At 61.5% G+C, this 18,257-nt stretch carries 17 protein-coding genes and 1 pseudogene; 6 read left to right on the plus strand and 12 right to left on the minus strand.

The window, feature by feature from the left end; translation table 11 throughout:
* The first annotated feature begins 34 nt into the window (after positions 1-34).
* Together AB4O35_RS09170 and AB4O35_RS09175 are read left to right on the plus strand one after the other, a co-directional pair.
* A complete protein-coding gene (locus tag AB4O35_RS09170; RefSeq protein ID WP_083207077.1) occupies positions 35-484 on the plus strand; it encodes a prepilin peptidase in 450 nt (149 codons plus the stop codon).
* 126 nt (positions 485-610) lie between these two features.
* Positions 611-1,399, plus strand: coding sequence for a response regulator transcription factor (locus tag AB4O35_RS09175; RefSeq protein ID WP_065889032.1), 789 nt, complete (start codon positions 611-613; stop codon positions 1,397-1,399).
* 4 nt (positions 1,400-1,403) lie between these two features.
* On the opposite strand, the gene AB4O35_RS09180 is transcribed toward AB4O35_RS09175, so the two are convergent.
* From AB4O35_RS09180 to cpaB, 8 genes and pseudogenes are all read right to left on the minus strand, one after another.
* Complete coding sequence (locus AB4O35_RS09180; protein WP_065874272.1) at positions 1,404-1,673, minus strand: DUF3613 domain-containing protein; 270 nt, start codon at positions 1,671-1,673, stop codon at positions 1,404-1,406.
* Between the two features lie 10 nt (positions 1,674-1,683).
* On the minus strand, positions 1,684-2,394 hold the full coding sequence (locus AB4O35_RS09185; protein WP_065874271.1) for a tetratricopeptide repeat protein: 711 nt from the start codon (positions 2,392-2,394) through the stop codon (positions 1,684-1,686).
* Positions 2,395-2,404: 10 nt separating this feature from the next.
* A complete protein-coding gene (locus AB4O35_RS09190; RefSeq protein WP_065874270.1) occupies positions 2,405-3,292 on the minus strand; it encodes a type II secretion system F family protein in 888 nt (295 codons plus the stop codon).
* Between the two features lies 1 nt (position 3,293).
* Entirely contained in the window at positions 3,294-4,175 is an 882-nt protein-coding gene (locus AB4O35_RS09195; protein ID WP_065874269.1) for a type II secretion system F family protein, read from the minus strand.
* 10 nt (positions 4,176-4,185) lie between these two features.
* Positions 4,186-5,457 carry a CpaF family protein gene (locus AB4O35_RS09200; protein WP_065874268.1) on the minus strand — a complete coding sequence of 424 codons (1,272 nt, stop codon included), beginning with the start codon at positions 5,455-5,457 and terminating at the stop codon, positions 4,186-4,188.
* A gap of 9 nt (positions 5,458-5,466) precedes the next feature.
* Positions 5,467-6,648 (minus strand): annotated as a pseudogene (locus AB4O35_RS09205) (pilus assembly protein); the annotation flags it as partial.
* On the minus strand, positions 6,645-7,862 hold the full coding sequence (locus AB4O35_RS09210) for a type II and III secretion system protein family protein (RefSeq protein WP_065889031.1): 1,218 nt from the start codon (positions 7,860-7,862) through the stop codon (positions 6,645-6,647). The gene AB4O35_RS09210 and the pseudogene AB4O35_RS09205, both read right to left, overlap by 4 nt.
* A gap of 19 nt (positions 7,863-7,881) precedes the next feature.
* On the minus strand, positions 7,882-8,823 hold the full coding sequence (cpaB, locus tag AB4O35_RS09215) for a Flp pilus assembly protein CpaB (RefSeq protein WP_065889029.1): 942 nt from the start codon (positions 8,821-8,823) through the stop codon (positions 7,882-7,884).
* Between the two features lie 332 nt (positions 8,824-9,155).
* On the opposite strand from cpaB, the gene AB4O35_RS09220 reads away from it, so the two are divergent.
* Complete coding sequence (locus tag AB4O35_RS09220; RefSeq protein WP_065874264.1) at positions 9,156-9,347, plus strand: Flp family type IVb pilin; 192 nt, start codon at positions 9,156-9,158, stop codon at positions 9,345-9,347.
* A gap of 58 nt (positions 9,348-9,405) precedes the next feature.
* Complete coding sequence (locus tag AB4O35_RS09225) at positions 9,406-9,810, plus strand: response regulator (protein WP_065874263.1); 405 nt, start codon at positions 9,406-9,408, stop codon at positions 9,808-9,810.
* Between the two features lie 131 nt (positions 9,811-9,941).
* Here AB4O35_RS09225 and AB4O35_RS09230 read toward each other — a convergent pair whose 3' ends face one another.
* The 4 genes from AB4O35_RS09230 to AB4O35_RS09245 all read right to left on the minus strand — a co-directional run bounded on the left by AB4O35_RS09230 (position 9,942) and on the right by AB4O35_RS09245 (position 15,789).
* Positions 9,942-11,624: a ShlB/FhaC/HecB family hemolysin secretion/activation protein gene (locus AB4O35_RS09230; RefSeq protein ID WP_065945520.1), complete on the minus strand. Its 1,683-nt coding sequence runs from the start codon at positions 11,622-11,624 to the stop codon at positions 9,942-9,944.
* 186 nt (positions 11,625-11,810) lie between these two features.
* The gene (locus tag AB4O35_RS09235) at positions 11,811-13,292 is read right to left on the minus strand and encodes a collagen-like triple helix repeat-containing protein (protein ID WP_065879948.1); all 1,482 of its coding nucleotides are present in this window, start codon (positions 13,290-13,292) and stop codon (positions 11,811-11,813) included.
* Between the two features lie 302 nt (positions 13,293-13,594).
* Complete coding sequence (locus tag AB4O35_RS09240) at positions 13,595-14,443, minus strand: MaoC family dehydratase (RefSeq protein WP_065945519.1); 849 nt, start codon at positions 14,441-14,443, stop codon at positions 13,595-13,597.
* Between the two features lie 2 nt (positions 14,444-14,445).
* A complete protein-coding gene (locus AB4O35_RS09245; RefSeq protein ID WP_065945518.1) occupies positions 14,446-15,789 on the minus strand; it encodes a 3-oxoacyl-ACP reductase in 1,344 nt (447 codons plus the stop codon).
* A gap of 114 nt (positions 15,790-15,903) precedes the next feature.
* Here AB4O35_RS09245 and AB4O35_RS09250 point away from each other — a divergent pair, with 114 nt between their 5' ends.
* Both AB4O35_RS09250 and AB4O35_RS09255 read left to right on the plus strand, forming a co-directional pair.
* The gene (locus AB4O35_RS09250) at positions 15,904-17,181 is read left to right on the plus strand and encodes an acetyl-CoA C-acetyltransferase (RefSeq protein WP_065874258.1); all 1,278 of its coding nucleotides are present in this window, start codon (positions 15,904-15,906) and stop codon (positions 17,179-17,181) included.
* A 134-nt stretch (positions 17,182-17,315) separates the two neighbouring features.
* Complete coding sequence (locus tag AB4O35_RS09255) at positions 17,316-18,215, plus strand: PA4780 family RIO1-like protein kinase (RefSeq protein WP_065874257.1); 900 nt, start codon at positions 17,316-17,318, stop codon at positions 18,213-18,215.
* Positions 18,216-18,257 lie beyond the last annotated feature (42 nt).

The raw sequence follows: 18,257 nt of genomic DNA on the forward strand, positions 1-18,257 counted from the left end.
ATAGAATCATTCGGCAAAAAGGGATGTTTTTTACGTGATCCATGGCGTGGTGATACTGCTCTGGTTGGGGCTCTGTGCATGGCAGGACATGCGTCAACGGCAAATCGCCAACGGCTTGACCCTGGGGGCGGCGCTGCTGGCGCTGTTCTACCTGTTATGGACGGGCACCACCTGGCTCGGAGCGCCCGCCGGCGAAGGTGGCTGGGCCTTTGCCGTGGCGCTGCTGCTGACCTTGCCCGGCTATGCGCTGGGCCGCTTTGGCGCGGGTGATGTGAAGCTGCTGGCCGCCCTGGCGCTGGCCAGTACGCTGGACTATTTATTGTGGTCTTTGATCGGCGCAGCGCTGTTCCAAAGTGGCTGGGTGCTTTTCCGTCAAAGGCTTAGCGCGCCTCTTCAAGGTGCGGCTACGGGAGCGTCAACAAAACAGCCTTTTGCGCCCTTTGTATTGACTGGGTTTGGACTATATTGGTTTTGGATCCATTAGGCTGACGAGGTCTCTATCGCGGTGTACAGAGTCGGAAAGTAGGTCTACGTTTATTAACTGGATGTATAGGATTTTTTGTCAAAAGGGATCGATCAATCTTTTGGCTTTCCAGGCATGGAGTGGCGCGTGAACAAGCTTACCTCAGCGGTGAAAGTGCTCGTGGTCGACGATCAGCCGATGATCGTGGAAGAGCTCTGCGAATTTCTTGAAGGCAGTGGTTACCGCTGCGTCCCTTGTGAATCCAGTCGGCATGCGTTGCAACGCTTCGGCGAGGATGCCGACATCGGCTTGGTCCTGTGCGACCTGCATATGCCGGACATGGATGGCATCGAGCTGGTGCAGGCCATGCAGAAGGTGGCGGGCAAGCAGCGGGCGTTCGAAGCGATCATGCTGACCGGACGTGCCGACAAGCAGGACGTGATCAAGGCCTTGCGCGCAGGAATCTCGGATTACTACCAGAAGCCGATCAACCTCGATGAGTTGCTCGAAGGCCTGCAACGCCAGGAAGCGGCGTTGGAAGAACGGCAAAAAGAGCTGCAACTGGGGCACTTGAACCAGAAGCTGCAATACCTCTCCGAATCCATCAATGACCTGTACCAGGACCTCGATAAAGTGCGCCGCAGCCCAAGCCCCGGCTTGGTGGACGATGGCGAGCCGGTCGCCGAAGAGGCTGGACCAGTGGAGATTCCGACCATCTTCAACCAGCTGTCACCGCGCCAGCTCGATGTGGCTCGTCTGGTGGGCAAGGGCCAGACCAACTACCAGATTGCCTGTGAGCTGGGGATCACCGAGAACACCGTCAAGCTGTACGTGTCCCAGGTGCTGCGCCTCACCCACATGCACAACCGCACCCAGCTGGCGTTGGCCTTGTCACCGAATAACTCGGCGATGCGCCAACGGGTCACCGCCCACTAGGGTGTCACTGGCTCTTCCCGCCTTGGGAAGACCCTCCCGACTCCGATTCAAAGAACTCCGGAATCGGATGCTTATTGCTGTCCAGCCAGCGCTGAAAGGCTTGCTCCCGTTCTGCGGGAGTGGTCCTTTGCGGTGTCGCCGAAGCGGCCCGACCATTGACCTGCAAGGCCAGCCAGTTTTCCGTCTCCGCTTGTTGCGGGGACGACGGGCCAGGTTCGAGAGCCAGTGCGCTCAGCGGCAGCAGCGCCAGGCCAATAAGGTAATGTGCTTTCATCAATCACTCCTTACTTGAGGGTCACCGGCAGGGCATCGCTCACCGCCGCTACTTTGCGCGTCGCCGCGCGGGAGCCCTTGAGTTTTTCCGCGCGTGCCTGGGCAACGGTGACTTGCTCGGGGTTCAGGCCCAACTGGCTGACCACTTTCGCCGCTTGCCCCCAGTCGTCCTGATAGATCAACAGCGTCACCAGGTTGACGGCGGCCAAAGGATCGCCCTGCTTGAGCTCGATGGCGGTCATGAATTCAAAGCGAGCGTCTTCCAGGCGCAACTGGTTGAGGTACACCACGCCCAAGTCATTGCGGATCTTTTCGTCCGTGGGCGCCAGCCGCGCCGCTCGTTGCATATGGGCCATCGCTTGGTCGTTGTCGCCCTTGGCCGCGGCCAATTGCCCCAGGCCGTGTTCGCCTTCAGCGGTCATGCAGGTGCCGAGCAGACTGCGGTACAACGGCTCGGCCTCGCTGCGCCCCAGCAAGCGGTAATTGCGGGCCTTGCGCTGGCGCACCTGGGGCAAGGACTCGGGCTGGCTTTGCAGGTTGGCGAGGCTGGCGTGCAGCTTGCCTTCGTTGGCCAGGTCGTCCGACAGGTTGAGCGCCAATTCCTGGTCTGAACTCGGCTTGGCGCAACTGCCGGATGAGGTCATCGCGGCCCAGGGTGATTGGCCGTTGGTGGCGCAGCCGCCGAGCATCAGCAGGGCCACGCCGGCAATCAGTACTTTCATCAACGTCTCCTCAAAAGTGATTCAAAGCGCTGGCGATGCCGATAAACGCCGGGCCACCGAGCACGATCAGCAACGCGGGGAACAGAAACACCATCATCACCACTGACATTTTTGCCGACATCTTCGAGATGTACTCCTGCAGGCGAGTCAGGCGTCGGTCGTCGAGCAACTGCTTGAGCGCCAGCAAGGACTTCATCGCGCCGCCACCCTGATGGATCAATTGCTGCAGGATGATGCAGGTGTCGGTGAACTCATCCACTTCCAGCAAGCGCGCGGTCTTGCCCAGTTCTTCGCTCAGCTCCAGGCCGGAATCGACACGCGCCAGGATCAGCCGCAATTCATGGGTAAGCGCGGGTAGCAGGCGTTCGGCTTCGTTGCCCAGCACCCGCAGCGACTGCTCGACCGCCATGCCCGACTCGAACAAGATGCGCAGCAGCGGAATGAACGTTGAGATTTCTTTGGCGATGGCCTGCTGGCGATGTTTGGCCGCCGCAGCCAACACGCGTTTTGGGAGCAGGTAGCCGATGCCCAGCGCAAACATCGGGGCAATCCATGCAGGTTCTGCGTGAGGAAACAGCAGTTGCTGGCCGATGAGCGTCAGACCCAGCAGCACGATAGGCAAACCAATCTGGAAGGCAGCAAACAGCGAGCGCTGGCTAGCCTTGCGCCAGCCGACCCGGTTGAGCAGGATCTGCGTCTCGTTGTCCAGGCTGACCGAGCGCTGCGCCAGGGTGCTCGCGCCCAATTGACGTATGAGCGTGCCGATCCTTGCATCGCCGCTCATCCGCCCCTGCAAGCGTTCAGCCACCCGGCGTCTGCGACGTCGATTCTCGAGCACTTGGCCGCCCACCAATACCGCGGCGGCGAGCAACAACAAGGCGCAGGCCAAAAGTGCCATCTCAGACACTCCTCAGCATGCGCCACATGATAAAGGTGCCGCCGAGGTCCATTGCCAGCGCGGTGAACAGCATCATGCGCCCCGTGCCGTCGTTCCACATGGTCATCAAATAGCCGGGGTTGACCACCATGAAGTAACCCACGATCAACACGGGCAGGCCGCCCAGCACATAGGCCGTCATGCGCGTTTCGCCGGTCATGGCTTTGAGTTGACGGGCGCCTTGTTCCCGCTCGCGAATCATGTTGATCAGGTTTTCCAGCAATTCGCTGGCATTGCCGCCATAGCGATGGTTGACCTTCAAGCCAAGGGCAAACAGGCGGAATTCGTCCTGTTCGTAAAACTCGGCGAAGTCGCTGACCGAATCCGGCAGACTGATCCCCATGCGCACATTGCGTTGCACGCGACCCATGGCGTCCTTCAGTGGGTTTTCAACGCTCTCGACCCCGCCCAGTACGGCGTCTGCCAGGGTTCTGCCGGATTTGAGGCTGCGTACGCTATGGTCCAACAACTGTGGCAATTGCTCGACCATGCGCTGCACGCGCTGTTGATAACGCCAGCTGATAAATATGCGCAATGCCAGGGGCGGCCCCACGATCATGGCGATCAGGCCCAGCCCGTCGGCGAGCAACCAGCCCAGCAGTGCGCCGATGACCCAGGCGCTCAGCCACAGGCCCAAACGGTCCGTGGGTTTGCCCAGCCCCGCGCGCAGGAACATGCGTTCAAGGCCGGTCCATCTGGTACTCGGTTCCTGGGCCTCGGGCTGGCCATCGCCGAGGCGTTCCAACACGCGGTCCGTCTGTGCCTTGCGCAGGGCATGTTGAAGCTGCCAGAACGACAAGCCGATCAGCAGCAGGCAGACAAGCAGCAACACCGGTCCAGTCATCACGCGCTCCCTAGGGTGGCAAGGCCGATTCGCGGCGCAGTTTGTCGCCGGCCGGGTTGAGGGCTTCGCGCAAGAAACCAACGCCGGTGCGCCGGTCCAGGCGGAACAGGGTGTTGGTGACATACACGTCATCGCGCACGCCGACCACCTCCACCACCTCGCTCACGCAGCGACGGCCATCGGGCATACGCGTCAGTTGGATAATCACGTCCAGTGCGGCGCAGATCATCTGGCGCAAGGTTTTTTCCGCGATCACGCGACCGGTCAGGCCCACCAGGGTTTCCAGGCGCAGCAACGCATCCTGGGCATTGTTGGCGTGCACCGTGCTCATGGAGCCGTCGTGACCGGTGTTCATCGCAGTCATCACGTCGAGCACTTCCACACCACGGATTTCCCCGAGGATGATGCGGTCCGGGCGCATCCGCAAAGCGTTGCGGATCAGGTCGCTGGACCTGACCTCACCGTGTCCCTCAGCGTTGGGCGGACGGGTTTCCAGGCGGACCACGTGCGGGTGGCCCAGTTGCAGCTCGGCGACGTCTTCGATCGTTACCAAGCGCTCGTGGGGGTTGATCAACTGACTGAGGATATTCAGCAAGGTGGTCTTGCCGGTACCCGTACCGCCGCTGATCAGGATGTTGCAGCGCCTGCCCACGGCCTCCTGGAAGAACTCGAAAATGCTCTGGTCGATAGTCTGCATGGCCACCAGATCGCTGCTCTTGAGCATGTCTTTGCGAAACTTTCGAATCGACAGGCACGGGCCGTCCAGGGCAATCGGCGGGATGATCGCGTTCACCCGGCTGCCGTCGGGCAAGCGTGCATCCACCATCGGCGAGGACTCATCCAGGCGTCGGCCCAGCGGCGCGAGGATACGTTGCATCACGCGTTCCACGTGGTGGTCGTCGATGAAGCGCAAGTCACTCTGGTGCAGCAGGCCATCACGTTCGATAAACACCCGGTGCGGCCCGTTGACCAGGATTTCGGTGACCGACGGGTCGCGCAACAGCACTTCCAGCGGGCCGAAACCGGTGAGTTCGTCGACGATCTCTTCGGCCAGGCGCTCCATCTCATAGCGCGAAATCGCCAGGCGCATGCGCGTGATGTATTCCGACACCTTGTCGATGACAAATTGCGCCAGCGACTGGCGCGTGCCTTCGAGCAGGTTTTTGCCCGACTCCTCGATGGCGTCGATGATGTAGCGATGCAGCACCAGTTTCAGCCCATCGTGATCGCTGTTGCCGCTGACGCTGCGGGCCGGACCGCCAAACAGTTTTTCGCCGCTCATCGTCCCGCCCCCCAGGATGCGTTCAAACCAGCGCATTGAGGGCTTAGCAAGGCCCTCGGAGCGTTTTGCCAGGCGCTCGCCCAAGGTGCGTACGGCTTGGGTCAGGGGTTCACGTGGGGCCAGGGCGAACAGGGTCTGGCCTTGGTTTTTCACGTTCAGGCGCAGCTCAGCGCTCAGGGGCAGCACGGCGACGCACTCAAGGCCGAAGCTTTTTTCCAGGGCGTCGGTGTCCGGCGCACAGGCCTTGATGTACCGGTCGATCACCAGCCTGGCGTGATCGAGCTTCATGCCTTTTTCGCGCCAGCGGCTGAGCACCGCGAGGTTGCGGCGACAGTCCAGTACGTTTTGGTCGGTGCACCACAGCAGCTTGTCGCAATGGCTGACAAAGGTGCGCAGCGCTTCACTGTCTGGCTGGCCGGTGATGTTCACGACGATGTGCTGGAAGTGTTGGCGCAGTGCGCTGAGTAACATGTACAGCTCGGCGGCGCTGGTCAGTTTGAGTGGCTCGTCACCGGTGGCGTACGCCAGGATGCGCAGGCCATCCAGGGCGGTGGTAAAGGCACTGTTGATCAACGTGGTATCAAGGCGGCGTAAATGCCGCAACGCATCACCGAAATTGAACGTGCTCTCCAGGCCCAGCAAGGCCAGGCTGTCGCTGCGGGGCAGGCCCAGGTCGAGCAGTAAGGTCTGCTGCCCGCTTTTCTGCACGACCATGGCCAGGTGGGTTGCCAGCATTGCGCCGTCAGCGTTGCTCTGAGTGCCAAACAGTACGGTCAGGCCCCCCAGCTGTGCATTGTGGGCGACGGTTGGCAGGCGCTTGCTCAGGCGTCGCACCAGCCCCGCCACTTCGCTGGAACGCGAGCCGTAGGCTACAAAGTCGCGGGCACCGGCGCGCATGGCGTTGAGTACCAGCTGGTTGTCCATGCCATCGCCGAGGGCGACCACGGCGAGCATCGGCTTGGCTTCCAGGGCACCTTCGATGAGCGCGCTCTGGGCCACGACGTTTTCCCGGTCGAGGCCGACGAACACCAGGTTGGCGAACGTCACGTCCACCAGCGCCAGCAGTTCGTCCAGGCTGCCGGTGCCGGCGCTGACGACTTGGCCAAGGGGCGCGAGGGCACCCTGCAGCCACTCCAGGTCGGTGGTGTTGCGCGTGATGGCGAGGAAGGTCTGGCTCAGGCTATCGCTCATTGGGAAAGTCCACTGCGACGGTCGAAATTACCGTTTTCCAGGAAGAACATCCGGTACCAGTTCGGGTCGTAGCCGCGCAGTTTTTCACCAGGCAGCGACGGCAGTTGGGCGTTGGCGGCCAACGGCTGCACCAGGTGCGGCGTGACGATCATCAGCAGTTCTTTTTCTTCGCGGCTGATGTTGGAGTCGCGGAAAAATGCCCCGAGGACCGGGATATCGCCCAGCCCGGGAAACTTGCTGATGGTGGAGCGGTTATTGGTACTGATCAGGCCACTGATCACGAAACTTTCGCCATCGGCCAGGGACACGCTGGTGTCGGTGCGGCGCACGGTCAGGGCCGGCACCTGGATGCCTTGGATCTGCACCGCGTTGCTGTAGTCCAGCTCACTGACTTCCGGCGCCACCTTGAGGGTGATGCGGTTGCGGTCAATCACGGTGGGGGTCAGGGTCAGGCGAATGCCGAACTCCTTGTACTCGATGGAGATGGTGTCGCTGCCGGCGCTGGGCACCGGGATCGGTACCTCGCCACCGGCCAGGAAGGACGCGCTCTGACCGCTCATGGCCACCAGGCTTGGGCGTGCCAGGGTGTAGGCGAAACCGCTGCGTTCCAGCGCGTTGATCATGGCTTTGACCCGGCCCCCGCCAAACCCGATGTTGAAACTCTCAGTGCTCACCGGCAGCTTGAAGACGCTCTCCGCGGGGGACAGGAGATTGGGGCTGCCAAGGAAGAAGTTTGTGCCAATGCCCAAAAACTTCGTGCTGGCTTCCTTGAGCTTGGTGCGGCTGACTTCCACAAAGCGGATATCGGTCTGCACCTGGCTGGGCAGCAGTGGGTCTTGCGATGGCGACAATGATAGGCTGGTCAGCGCCGAGGTGGCTTTGCCCTTGACGAACACCATGCTCTGGCGCGGCGCGCTGGCACAGGCGGTCCACACCATCAGGCTGGTGGCGCCGCTGGTGACGCCGGTCAGCAGGAAGTGACGGTCGCCATTGACGCGCACATCGGCAATTTTCGGGTCGCCGATTGCCAGGCGCGTGATCGCCACTGGCGATTGCAGCTCTTGTTGCAGGCCTTCTCCCACTTCGACCACGGCCGGCAGTTGACCCAGGGCGCTGCAGTTGCCCGGCGCCGCCAAGGCCATGCCGACCGGCAGGCACGACAGCATCAAAGCCCAAGCCATTTGCGTGAACATGGGTGCGTAGCGATGGCTCATTCAAGGCATCCTTGCTCGATCACGGAGTTTGTGGCGCCGCTTGGGCACCGCGAATCACTTCAATGCCACGGCGCACGCCAGGCCCGCCACCGGCCGGCGCGATTCGTTTTGGCGGGCCGGTCAGGGCTAATTGGGTGAATTGGTAAAGGTCGCGGTTGGCGCTGTCGAGTTTCTCCGGCGCGTCGTTTTCGCCGGCCCAGTAGCGGCTGAGCAGTTGCTCCTCGGCGCTGCGTACGGCCAGGCGCAAGGTGCCGGCTTGCGCCGCGAGCATCAGGCGGCTTAATAAAGGCTCTGGCACGGCCAGCACCACGGTGCGTGCGGCGGCGCGGCGTTGGGCGGCTTGGACGCGCTCTTCGGCCGTGGCCGGCGGTGGCAGTGCGGGCTGGCCATCGTTGGCCAAACCCAACTGATCGCCGACGCTGAGCAGGCGCATCGCCGGAAGGGCAACCTGGGCCGATTGCTCGCTGTTGCTGGCATCCTGGCGCAGGAACAGCAACACATCCACGTAATCCCCGGGGGTCAACTGGCCGCCCGCGCCGATCACCTCATCCACGGCGACGGCCAGCGCGCGTTCATTGGGACGAATCATGCGCGCCAGCGGGCCACCGCCGCTGAAGCTGTCCTCGGTGAGCCAGGTGCCTGCACCCAGGGCGCGCAGCGGCATGCGGCCGAGGGCCTGGTCGAGTTGGGTCAGGCTGCCGGCAGGCACGGTGCGCAGTTTTTCCACCGCGAGGTCGGCGGCGGTCAGGGGAATAAAGGCGGGCACGTCATGCACCAGGACCACTACCGGTTGGCGGGTTTGGTCTTCAGCGGTGGCGACGGTGTTTTCCACGGAAACGACAGGTGCGGCGGGGGCTGCGACAGGTTCCGGTGCGCGGCTCAAAACAAGCCCCCAGTACCCGGCGATCAATGCCCCGATCAGCAACAAGCCGGCCAGGACCATGCTGATGCGACTGTTCATGACGGCTCTCCCTTTCCCCGTTGCACTACACACCCGTCTAATCCAAACGAGTTAATCCGCAACCTGGCTGTGATGAACATCTAACGATTTGGCTATTTGAAGGTAGCTCAGCTAGGACAAAAAGCCATTAACCCAGGAAAAAATTATCGGTCCTTTAAACCTCGCCTTTTAAACCCTACGTTTATGGCGCCAACGTTGCGACTAATACTTTGTGATTAATCCGTTCTTACAGTTGTGAGTCTGAGGTTTGTTGACAATGCTTTAGTGGCACGCCGTGATCATCTGGTGATAGAGCCCTTCCGGCTTTCAGTGGCGTTTTAGGGAGAAGTATTATGTTCCTTGACATGATGTTGAAACTTTATGTCCAGACGCAGTTGTTTTTTCAACGCAAAGACGGCGCGTCGGGTATTGAATACGCGATTATCGTGGCCATGGTTGCACTGGTGATCGTCGGTGCAGGTACAGGCCTTGGAACTAAGATCAAGTCCATCTTTGATAGCGTCGCTACTAAAATGACGACTTGATAGTCTGCTGATAACTGTGAGAAACACTCATTAACGTTCTTTCTGTCCAGGTACAGCCATGAGCGCCTCTTTTTCTTCCCGCCAACAAATTCTTTTGGTGGATGATGAAGAGGACGCCCTCATCGAACTCGCCGAGTCCCTCGAAAACGAGGGGTTTGTCTGTTTTACCGCCAACTCCGTCACCTTCGCCCTGCAAGAATTGACACTCCATCCCGACATCGCCCTGGTCATCACCGACCTGCGTATGCCCGAGGAAAGTGGCATTTCCTTGATCAAGCGCCTGCGCGAACACACCTCACGTTCTCATCTGCCCGTGATTGTGATGTCGGGCCATGCCGAAATGGATGATGTGAGCGACATGCTGCGTTTGCAGGTGTTGGACCTGTTCCGCAAGCCGATCTACCTGGTGCGGCTGATCGACACGTTGAACAACCTGTTTCCCCTTCCCAACGCTAAATCGTAGTGAGCGGGCTTGCCCCGCGCTGGGCTGCGCAGCAGCCCCATTGGCGGCGCTGAGTTTCCCCAGTTGGAACGGAGGCGGCTGAATAGTGGGCTGCTGCGCAGCCCCGCGCGGGGCAAGCCCGCTCACTACAGTCAGAGCTGATAACTGAAGCTTAACGAGTAGCGCGGGCGTCGATCGAAGCTGTCCAGCGCTACGTCGGACATCGGCTTGGCGACTTCCAGCGCGATGTTGTAGTACTTGGCGTCGCCAAAGCGCAGCCCCACCGCTGCCGATGACATGTCGTTACCCTTGACCGGCAGGTCGTTGAACCAGGTCTTGGCGCGGTCGAACACCACGTAGGGTTGCAGGATCCTCACCCAGTCGCCGGCGCGGTTGTAGCTGTAGTTGACCTCGTACGCCACGCCCCAGCCTTTGTCGCCCGTGCCCTGGTCGTCGGGGTAGCCGCGCCCGAAGCTTTGCCCGCCGAAGGTGGCGCGTTCGCTGTCGGGCAGGTTGTCGTTACTCCAGTAGAGCGCACCGGACAGTACGCCTTGCCAGTTGTCGAGCAGCTTGTTGCTTTGCACGCCGGACAGGCGCAGGCGGAAGAAGTCAAGGTCGGGTTTAAGACCGCCGAAGTCCGTGTGAGTCGTGGCGCCCATGCCATTGATGCCTTGGTACACACCGCCGCTGATGATGCGCAGCGACGTGGTGTCTGCCTTGCGCCAGTCTCCTTCGAAGGCCAGGGCGCGCAGGTCGGTTTGCAGTTCAAAGCGCTGGGGGAAGCCGTCCAGTGTGTAACGGGTGGTCTGGTCGACGGCATAGAGGCGCGTACCGAGGCTCAACGACTCCGTGGGCGAGGCGATAAAGGGGTGGTTGAGGCCGATTGAGTAACGGTCGATTTCCTGGTGCGGCTTGAGCTCGAAGCCATCACCCAGTTGCAGGCGGGTGCTGGGGTCGGCGCGGTAGCGTTCGCCCGAGAGCACCACCTGGGTGCCCTCGGCATTGATGAATTGGCTGTAGCTGGCGCGGTAGTAATGTTCTTTGTCTTCGCCAGGTGGAAACAGGCCGCTGAGGCTCAGTTGTTCGCCCATGGACGTCCATGAGTTGCTGGTGCCGGTCAGCAGCGCCTGGGTTCCGCCGCGGCTGGCCTCGTTGAGGCTCATGCTGGTGGTGAAGGGCTTGCGGCTGGCGGTGATCTGCATGTGAGTGCCGCCGTCTGTCGTGCTTGGCGGAGGCACTTGCGCCTGCAAGGTCACGCCTGGGATGGCGCTCATCAGGGTGGTGTAGCGCTCGAAGGTCTTGCGCGTGAGTGGGCGCTCGGCCGTGAGTTTTCCCGCCAGTTTGTCGACGTAGGACGAGACGGCGCCGATGTCGCCTTGCAGCTGGTAATCGCGGATGTAGCCTTCGACCAGCACCACCTGCACCAGGCCGCCTTCGAAGCGTTGTTCCGGCAGGAAGGCGTAGGACAGCAGGTAGCCGTCTTCCTGGTAGCGCCGGGTGATGTTGCGGGTGGCTTCGATCAATTGCGCCAGGTTGGTTTCATGGCCAATCAGCGGCTCGAATACCTGGGCGATGTCCTTGAGTGGGTAAACCGTTCCGCCGTCGATCTGCAGTTTTCGAATGGTCACTTTGGTGTCCATCAGCAACGGCTGCCCGGCGGTGGGGGCTGGCACCGGCACCTGGGTGGGCGTCGCGGCCGGTCGGTAGGCATCGGCGGGCAGGTTGGGCACCGGAAGGTTACGGATGGTGTCGTTGCTGTTGAGGAAGCTGGGTAGGGTATCGGCGTGGGCGTAAGCACTGAGGGTGAGCAATAACAACGGTGTCAAAGCGCGCATAGGACACTCCATGGTCAAAATTGCTGCAGCGTTTCGCAGATGCCCGCCGGGCTCTGGGGGCGCGGTTCGGGTGTTTTCAGGGGTCGATCATTGACCCCTAAAAAAAGACGAGAGACTTAGTGGGTCTCTCGTCTCAACCAAGCGTAGGCGCTGTAGGTGAGGCCGTCTAATCGGCCAGGTGCAATTCTAATTTTTGCCGGTCAGGCCACCCAACAGCCCACCCAGCAGGCCCCCATTTGCACCGGCGCCTGCTCCTGCACCCGCAGAGGCACCGGCGCCGAGGTTCAGGCCTCCACCGAGCAAGCCACCACCGGTATTGGTGCCGCCGGTGACCAGGCCGCCGATCGACGCGACGGTGCCGCCCACGGCAGTCACGGTGCCGCCCAGGGCGTTGGTGACCGGGTTGGCAGTAGTGCCGCTGATTTTGCCGCCGAGGCTGCCAACCGCGTTGCCCACATGGGTGACCAGGCCGTTGACCGGGGCGCCCAGGCCAGTGGAGCCGCCAATGGTTTGGGTCAGGCTCTGCACGCCGCTGGTCACAGGGTTGAGTGCATTGCCGATGGGGCCGGTCAGCCCTGCGACCGGAACGCTGGTTTTAGTGCTTGGCGTGCCACCACCGAGGGCGGCCACGGTGATGCCCGTTTTGACACTGGTGACGCCTGCTGCGCTGACCACGCCATTGGTGTTGCCAGCATCCAGGCCACCGCCGGCACCGGCGATCACGCCACCGATGAGTTCGGCGAGGCCCAGTTTATCGGTGCTGCCTGTACCGCTGTCGTCGCTGCCGCCGCTGGTGTCCGCATCAGGGTCGACATAACCGCGGGCCTTGTCGACCACGCCGCCAACGCCATTGAACACGTGGCCCACGGCGCCAGTCACGGGGTTGCCCGTGCCGCCTGCGCTGGCGACTTTATCGCCCAGGCCATCGACGGTATCGCCGACTTTTTCCAGCAGGCCGCTCACCGGCTTATCAAGGCCCGTCGCGTTGCCGACTTTAGCGGTGGTGTTTTCCACCAGGGATACAACCGGCACCAGGACTTTCGCACCTGCCGCGTGGGTAACCGAACCCAGTGGGCCGCTGGTGCTCGCGGTACTCAGGGTGTCACCAAGCATGGTCACGGCATAGCCGACCTTGCCCACCACATTGCCCACCGCCGGTGCGGCGCCGCCGACCACCGGCACGTTCCCGAGCAGGGTGGCGACGTTGGCACCGGTCACGGTCACGCCATCTCCCAGGTCGGACACACCATTGGCCACGCCAGCGACGGTTTTGCCCAGTGCGTTACTGTCGGTACCCAGCGTCCCCAGGCCATCCGACAAGCCGCGTCCGATGGTGTCTACTGCGTTGCCGGTCGCCGTTACCAGGTCGCCAGCGGTTGCGCCAACGATCGGCAGGCTGCCAAGGGTAGTGCCCAGGCTCCTGAAGGTGTTGCTGAGGTCGGTCATGGTATCGCCGCCGGTATCGACCACGTCGGCAGTGACCAGTGAGGCTGAGCTGACGCCTGGATCGGTGCCGCCGCCAGTCCCGCCACCGCCGGCATCGGAGGAACCGCCGGAGGAACCACCGCTTTTATGCCCGCCACCACCGCTGCTGCAGCCGCCGAGTGCCAGTGCTACTGCCAGGGCCAGCGCGGTACTTGCTTTCCAAAACACGATTTGAGTTTTCATGATTGAGTTCCCTGCACCTGTACAACCTTGGTTGTCTTCAAACGCTCGCTATTTCTTGGGATAGCGATGCGTTTGTCCGTGTGGCTATAACAGCCCCGGCGGCGCGCTCTCTCAATTATCTCTTTGGTATTAACGATTTATATACCGCTGCAATGAACCGGTTAAGCGACTAATGCCAAGGGTATAGGGGGAGGGTGTATCAAGATGTATATGTTTTTGAAATCAAAGAGTTGAATAAAAAAAGCGGACTTAAAAAAGTCCGCTATTACTTAAGGTGTATATATACAATTAATCAGTTTATTTCAGGCTATCGGCCGCCACTTACCTACCATATGTTCAATGTCGCCAGCGCCTTTCAACCACAACTCACCGGTGGAACCGGCGGCGCTGGTTAATAACGTCACATCACCGGGCAGGCGCACGGGTTTCTTGAACTCGACGTCTATTTCGATATTGGCGGCGGGCAGGTGTTCGCTGAGGGCGGCGAGCGTGCGCGCCTTGTTCCATAACCCGTGAGCAATGGCCTGGGGGAAGCCGAACAGCTTGGCGGTCAGGGCGCTGAGGTGGATCGGGTTGTAGTCACCGGAGACCCGTGCATAACGGCGGCCGATGTCGGCAGGGGCTTTCCAGCGGGTCAGTTCGTTGACATGGGTCGGGGAAGGCTGGGCGTGATCCTCTGCGTCACCTTCCAGTTTCACGCCCCGGCACAGCATGCGGCTCTCAGCTTCCCAGAGCAGGCCGAGGGAATCCTCGACGCTGGTCACTAATTCAAAGGTCGCGCCTTTGGGGTGGGGCTTGAGGTTTTGTGTGTGCACGCTGATGGACAGCTCGCTGACGCCGCCCAGAGGACGGTGAATGCGGATGCGATTATTCAGGTGAATCAACCCCAGCAGTGGGAAGGGAAAGTTGCTCTCCGTCAGCAGCTGCATCTGCAAACCAAACGCCAGGATATGCGGATAAGTTGCCGGCAGAATCGGGCTGTCGGTAAAGCCACAGACCTTGCGATACGCCGCCACCTGCTTGGGGTCGATGCTCACCCGACAGCGCAACCCCTGTTCGGGCAGGGTGTTGCCGGTAATCTTGCGCTTAAGCGCCGCGCGCCAATACAGCGGCGGCAGAAACGGCGTAGCGCCTAATGTCTTCCATTGCATGCCTATGCTCCCAGGATACTTTGCCCACACACCCGCAGCGCTTGCCCGCTGACCGCACCGGAACCCGGTTGGCCAAGCCAGGCCACCGCTTCGGCGACGTCTTGCGGCAAGCCACCCTGGCCCAGCGAACTCATGCGCCGCCCGGCCTCACGCAGCGCGAACGGAATATGCGCGGTCATCTGGGTTTCGATAAAACCGGGGGCCACGGCGTTAATGGTGATGCCGCGTTCCTTGAGCAATGGCGCCCAGGCTTGCGCGAGGCCGATCAACCCGGCCTTGCTCGCGGCATAGTTGGTTTGCCCACGGTTACCGGCGATGCCGCTGATCGATGCCAGCAGCACCACGCGGGCGTTGTCGTGCAGGGTGCCGCTGTCGAGCAAGGCCTTGGTCAATAGTTGCGGTGCGTTTAGATTGACCGCCAGCACCGCGTCCCAGTATTCCGGGGTCATATTCGCCAGGGTTTTATCGCGGGTGATACCGGCGTTGTGCACCAGGATGTCGAGGCCATCGGGCAGTTGTTCGATCAATTGGCTGGCGGCGTCTTCGGCGCAGATATCCAGCACCACGGTGCGGGCACCCAGGCGCGCGGCCAGGGCTTCGAGGTCGGCCTTGGCCTGCGGCACGTCGAGCAGGATGATCTCGGCGCCGTCGCGGGCCAGGGTTTCAGCGATAGACGCGCCAATGCCTCGGGCGGCGCCGGTGACCAGCGCCTTGTGCCCGGCCAGTGGTCGCGTCCAATCCTCAACGGGGGTGGCGCAGGCTTCCAGGCGAATCACCTGGCCGGAGATATACGCACTTTTCGGCGAGAGGAAAAAGCGCAGCGCGCCTTCCAGTTGGTCTTCGGCACCCTCGCCGACGTAGAGCAATTGCAACACGCCGCCATTGCGCAACTCTTTGGCCAACGAGCGGCTGAAACCTTCCAAGGCGCGCTGGGCGCTGGCGGCGAACGGGTCGCGGAGGCTCTCCGGCGCGCGGCCGAGGATCACCACGTGGGCGCTGTTATCCAGGTTTTTCAGCAACGGCTGGAAGAACTCGCGCAGTTGCTTGAGCGTGTCGGTGTGCTGCAGATCGCTGGCATCGAATACCACCGCCTTGAGTTTGGGGCCATGGCCGGGAATCCACGTCGAGGCTTGGCTGCCGTAGGTGTAGATAGCGTCGGTGAATTTGTGAGCAAACGCTTGCACGTTGGTTGCCAGCGCACCACCGCCCAGCAGCAACGCGCCTTCCACCGGACGCAGGCGCCCGGCTTGCCAGCGTTCCAGGCGTACCGGTGACGGCAGGCCAATGGCGGCGACCAGGCGATGGCCGAGGCTTGAGTTGGCGAAGTCGATATAACGGTCAGACATGGAACGCTCTCCGAAGGCTGGGGTTCAAAGGGTTGACCACCCCGGGGTGGCAGTCGTTCGATTGAGCCTAGGCTAGGCTTGATGATTCCACCCACAACCATCAGGGAGCTTTCCATGACTCAATTGCGCCGTGTAGCGATCATTGGCGGTAACCGCATTCCTTTCGCTCGCTCCAATGGTCCGTATGCCACCGCGAGCAACCAGGCGATGCTGACGGCTGCGCTGGAAGGCCTGATCGAACGCTACAAGCTGCACGGCCTGCGCATGGGCGAAGTGGCGGCCGGCGCGGTGCTCAAGCATTCGCGCGACTTCAACCTTACCCGCGAATGTGTGCTGGGCTCGCGCTTGTCGCCGCAGACACCGGCCTATGACATTCAACAGGCCTGCGGCACCGGGCTGGAAGCCGCATTGCTGGTGGCCAACAAGATTGCCCTGGGCCAGATCGAATGCGGGATTGCCGGCGGGGTGGACACCACTTCCGATGCGCCCATCGGTGTAAATGAGGGCCTGCGCAAGATTCTGCTGCAAGCCAACCGCAGCAAATCCATGGCGGATAAATTAAAAGTCCTGTTACAACTTCGTCCCCATCACCTCAAGCCCGAACTGCCACGTAATGGCGAGCCGCGCACAGGCCTGTCCATGGGCCAACATTGCGAATTGATGGCGCAGACGTGGCAAATCCCCCGCGCCGAACAGGACCAGTTGGCCCTGGAAAGCCACCAGAAAATGGCCGCCGCCTACGCTGAAGGCTGGCACAACGATTTACTCACACCGTTCCTGGGCCTGACCCGCGACAACAACCTGCGCCCCGACCTGACCCTGGAAAAACTCGCCGCGCTTAAACCCGCCTTCGAGCGCAGCGAGAAGGGCACGCTGACTGCCGGCAACTCCACGCCCCTCACGGACGGCGCGTCGTTGGTACTGCTGGGCAGCGAAGCCTGGGCCAAGGAACGCGGCTTGCCAATCCTGGCGTATCTGCGCGATGGTGAGGCGGCGGCGGTGGATTTCGTCAACGGCGCCGAAGGCCTGCTGATGGCACCGGTATATGCCGTGCCGCGGCTGCTGGCGAGGAATGGCCTGACGCTGCAAGACTTCGATTACTACGAGATCCACGAAGCCTTCGCTGCCCAGGTTTTGTGCACACTCAAGGCCTGGGAAGATGCGGACTACTGCAAGACGCGCCTTGGGCTTGACGCGCCGTTGGGGGCCATCGACCGCAGCCGGCTTAATGTAAAAGGCAGTTCCCTGGCCGCCGGGCATCCGTTTGCCGCCACAGGTGGGCGTATCGTCGCCAATCTGGCCAAGTTGCTCGACGCAGCAGGTAAGGGGCGTGGCCTGATTTCGATCTGTGCCGCCGGCGGTCAAGGCGTGACGGCGATCATCGAGCGTTGATTGCGCCACAAATTGGCATATTGAATGCATTCTGAAGTGGTCAGAGGTCGGTAGCCTCTCCCACCGGCGAGCCGATTGCCGTATAACGAGTTCCACACGCGTGTTTGGTAATACAGGACCCACAATAAAAGCTGATGAAGACTCCTAAACGCATTGAACCCCTGATCGAAGACGGTCTGGTCGACGAAGTGCTGCGCCCACTCATGAGTGGTAAAGAAGCAGCTGTTTATGTGGTGCGCTGCGGCAACGAATTGCGTTGCGCCAAGGTTTACAAGGAGGCGAACAAACGAAGTTTTCGTCAAGCGTCCGAATACCAGGAAGGCCGTAAGGTCCGTAACAGTCGCCAGGCCCGGGCCATGGCCAAAGGCTCCAAGTTCGGCAAGAAAGAAACCGAAGATGCCTGGCAGAATGCCGAAGTGGCGGCGTTGTTCCGCTTGGCCGGCGCGGGCGTTCGCGTGCCCAAGCCTTACGACTTCCTGGAAGGCGTGCTGTTGATGGAGCTGGTGGCCGACGAGTATGGCGACGCCGCGCCACGTCTGAACGACGTGACGCTGGATCCGGACCAGGCGCGCGAATACCACGCCTTCCTGATCTCGCAGATCGTGCTGATGCTGTGTACCGGCCTAGTGCACGGTGACTTGTCCGAGTTCAACGTACTGCTGACGCCAACCGGCCCGGTGATCATCGACCTGCCCCAGGCGGTGGATGCGGCGGGCAACAACCACGCGTTCAGCATGCTGGAGCGGGACGTGGGCAACATGGCTTCCTATTTCGGGCGTTTTGCTCCCGAGTTGAAGAAGACCAAGTACGCCAAGGAAATGTGGGCGCTGTACGAAGCCGGCACCTTGCACCCGGCCAGCGTCTTGACCGGCGAGTTCGACGAGCCGGAGGAGTTGGCGGACGTGGGCGGTGTGATCCGCGAAATCGAAGCAGCGCGGCTGGATGATGAACGTCGTCAGGCGATTCGCGCGGCGGATGATGCGCCGCAGAGCAAAGTGTCGGACGAGCCACCGCCACCGCCGTGGATGCAGTAGTCAGAGCAACTGCGATCGAATGTGGGAGCTGGCTTGCCTGCG

Source organism: Pseudomonas sp. H1_A03 (genome assembly GCF_054685145.1).

Bases quoted from the DNA above. Each gene is read 5' to 3' on its own strand.
- AB4O35_RS09235 (WP_065879948.1), bottom strand. From the start codon at position 13,292: ATGAAAACTCAAATCGTGTTTTGGAAAGCAAGTACCGCGCTGGCCCTG.
- AB4O35_RS09190 (WP_065874270.1), bottom strand. From the start codon at position 3,292: ATGGCACTTTTGGCCTGCGCCTTGTTGTTGCTCGCCGCCGCGGTATTG.
- AB4O35_RS09180 (WP_065874272.1), bottom strand. From the start codon at position 1,673: ATGAAAGCACATTACCTTATTGGCCTGGCGCTGCTGCCGCTGAGCGCA.
- AB4O35_RS09185 (WP_065874271.1), bottom strand. From the start codon at position 2,394: ATGAAAGTACTGATTGCCGGCGTGGCCCTGCTGATGCTCGGCGGCTGC.
- AB4O35_RS09255 (WP_065874257.1), top strand. From the start codon at position 17,316: ATGAAGACTCCTAAACGCATTGAACCCCTGATCGAAGACGGTCTGGTC.
- AB4O35_RS09220 (WP_065874264.1), top strand. From the start codon at position 9,156: ATGTTCCTTGACATGATGTTGAAACTTTATGTCCAGACGCAGTTGTTT.
- AB4O35_RS09230 (WP_065945520.1), bottom strand. From the start codon at position 11,624: ATGCGCGCTTTGACACCGTTGTTATTGCTCACCCTCAGTGCTTACGCC.
- AB4O35_RS09245 (WP_065945518.1), bottom strand. From the start codon at position 15,789: ATGTCTGACCGTTATATCGACTTCGCCAACTCAAGCCTCGGCCATCGC.
- AB4O35_RS09210 (WP_065889031.1), bottom strand. From the start codon at position 7,862: ATGAGCCATCGCTACGCACCCATGTTCACGCAAATGGCTTGGGCTTTG.
- AB4O35_RS09195 (WP_065874269.1), bottom strand. From the start codon at position 4,175: ATGACTGGACCGGTGTTGCTGCTTGTCTGCCTGCTGCTGATCGGCTTG.
- AB4O35_RS09200 (WP_065874268.1), bottom strand. From the start codon at position 5,457: ATGAGCGGCGAAAAACTGTTTGGCGGTCCGGCCCGCAGCGTCAGCGGC.
- AB4O35_RS09240 (WP_065945519.1), bottom strand. From the start codon at position 14,443: ATGCAATGGAAGACATTAGGCGCTACGCCGTTTCTGCCGCCGCTGTAT.
- cpaB (WP_065889029.1), bottom strand. From the start codon at position 8,823: ATGAACAGTCGCATCAGCATGGTCCTGGCCGGCTTGTTGCTGATCGGG.
- AB4O35_RS09250 (WP_065874258.1), top strand. From the start codon at position 15,904: ATGACTCAATTGCGCCGTGTAGCGATCATTGGCGGTAACCGCATTCCT.
- AB4O35_RS09225 (WP_065874263.1), top strand. From the start codon at position 9,406: ATGAGCGCCTCTTTTTCTTCCCGCCAACAAATTCTTTTGGTGGATGAT.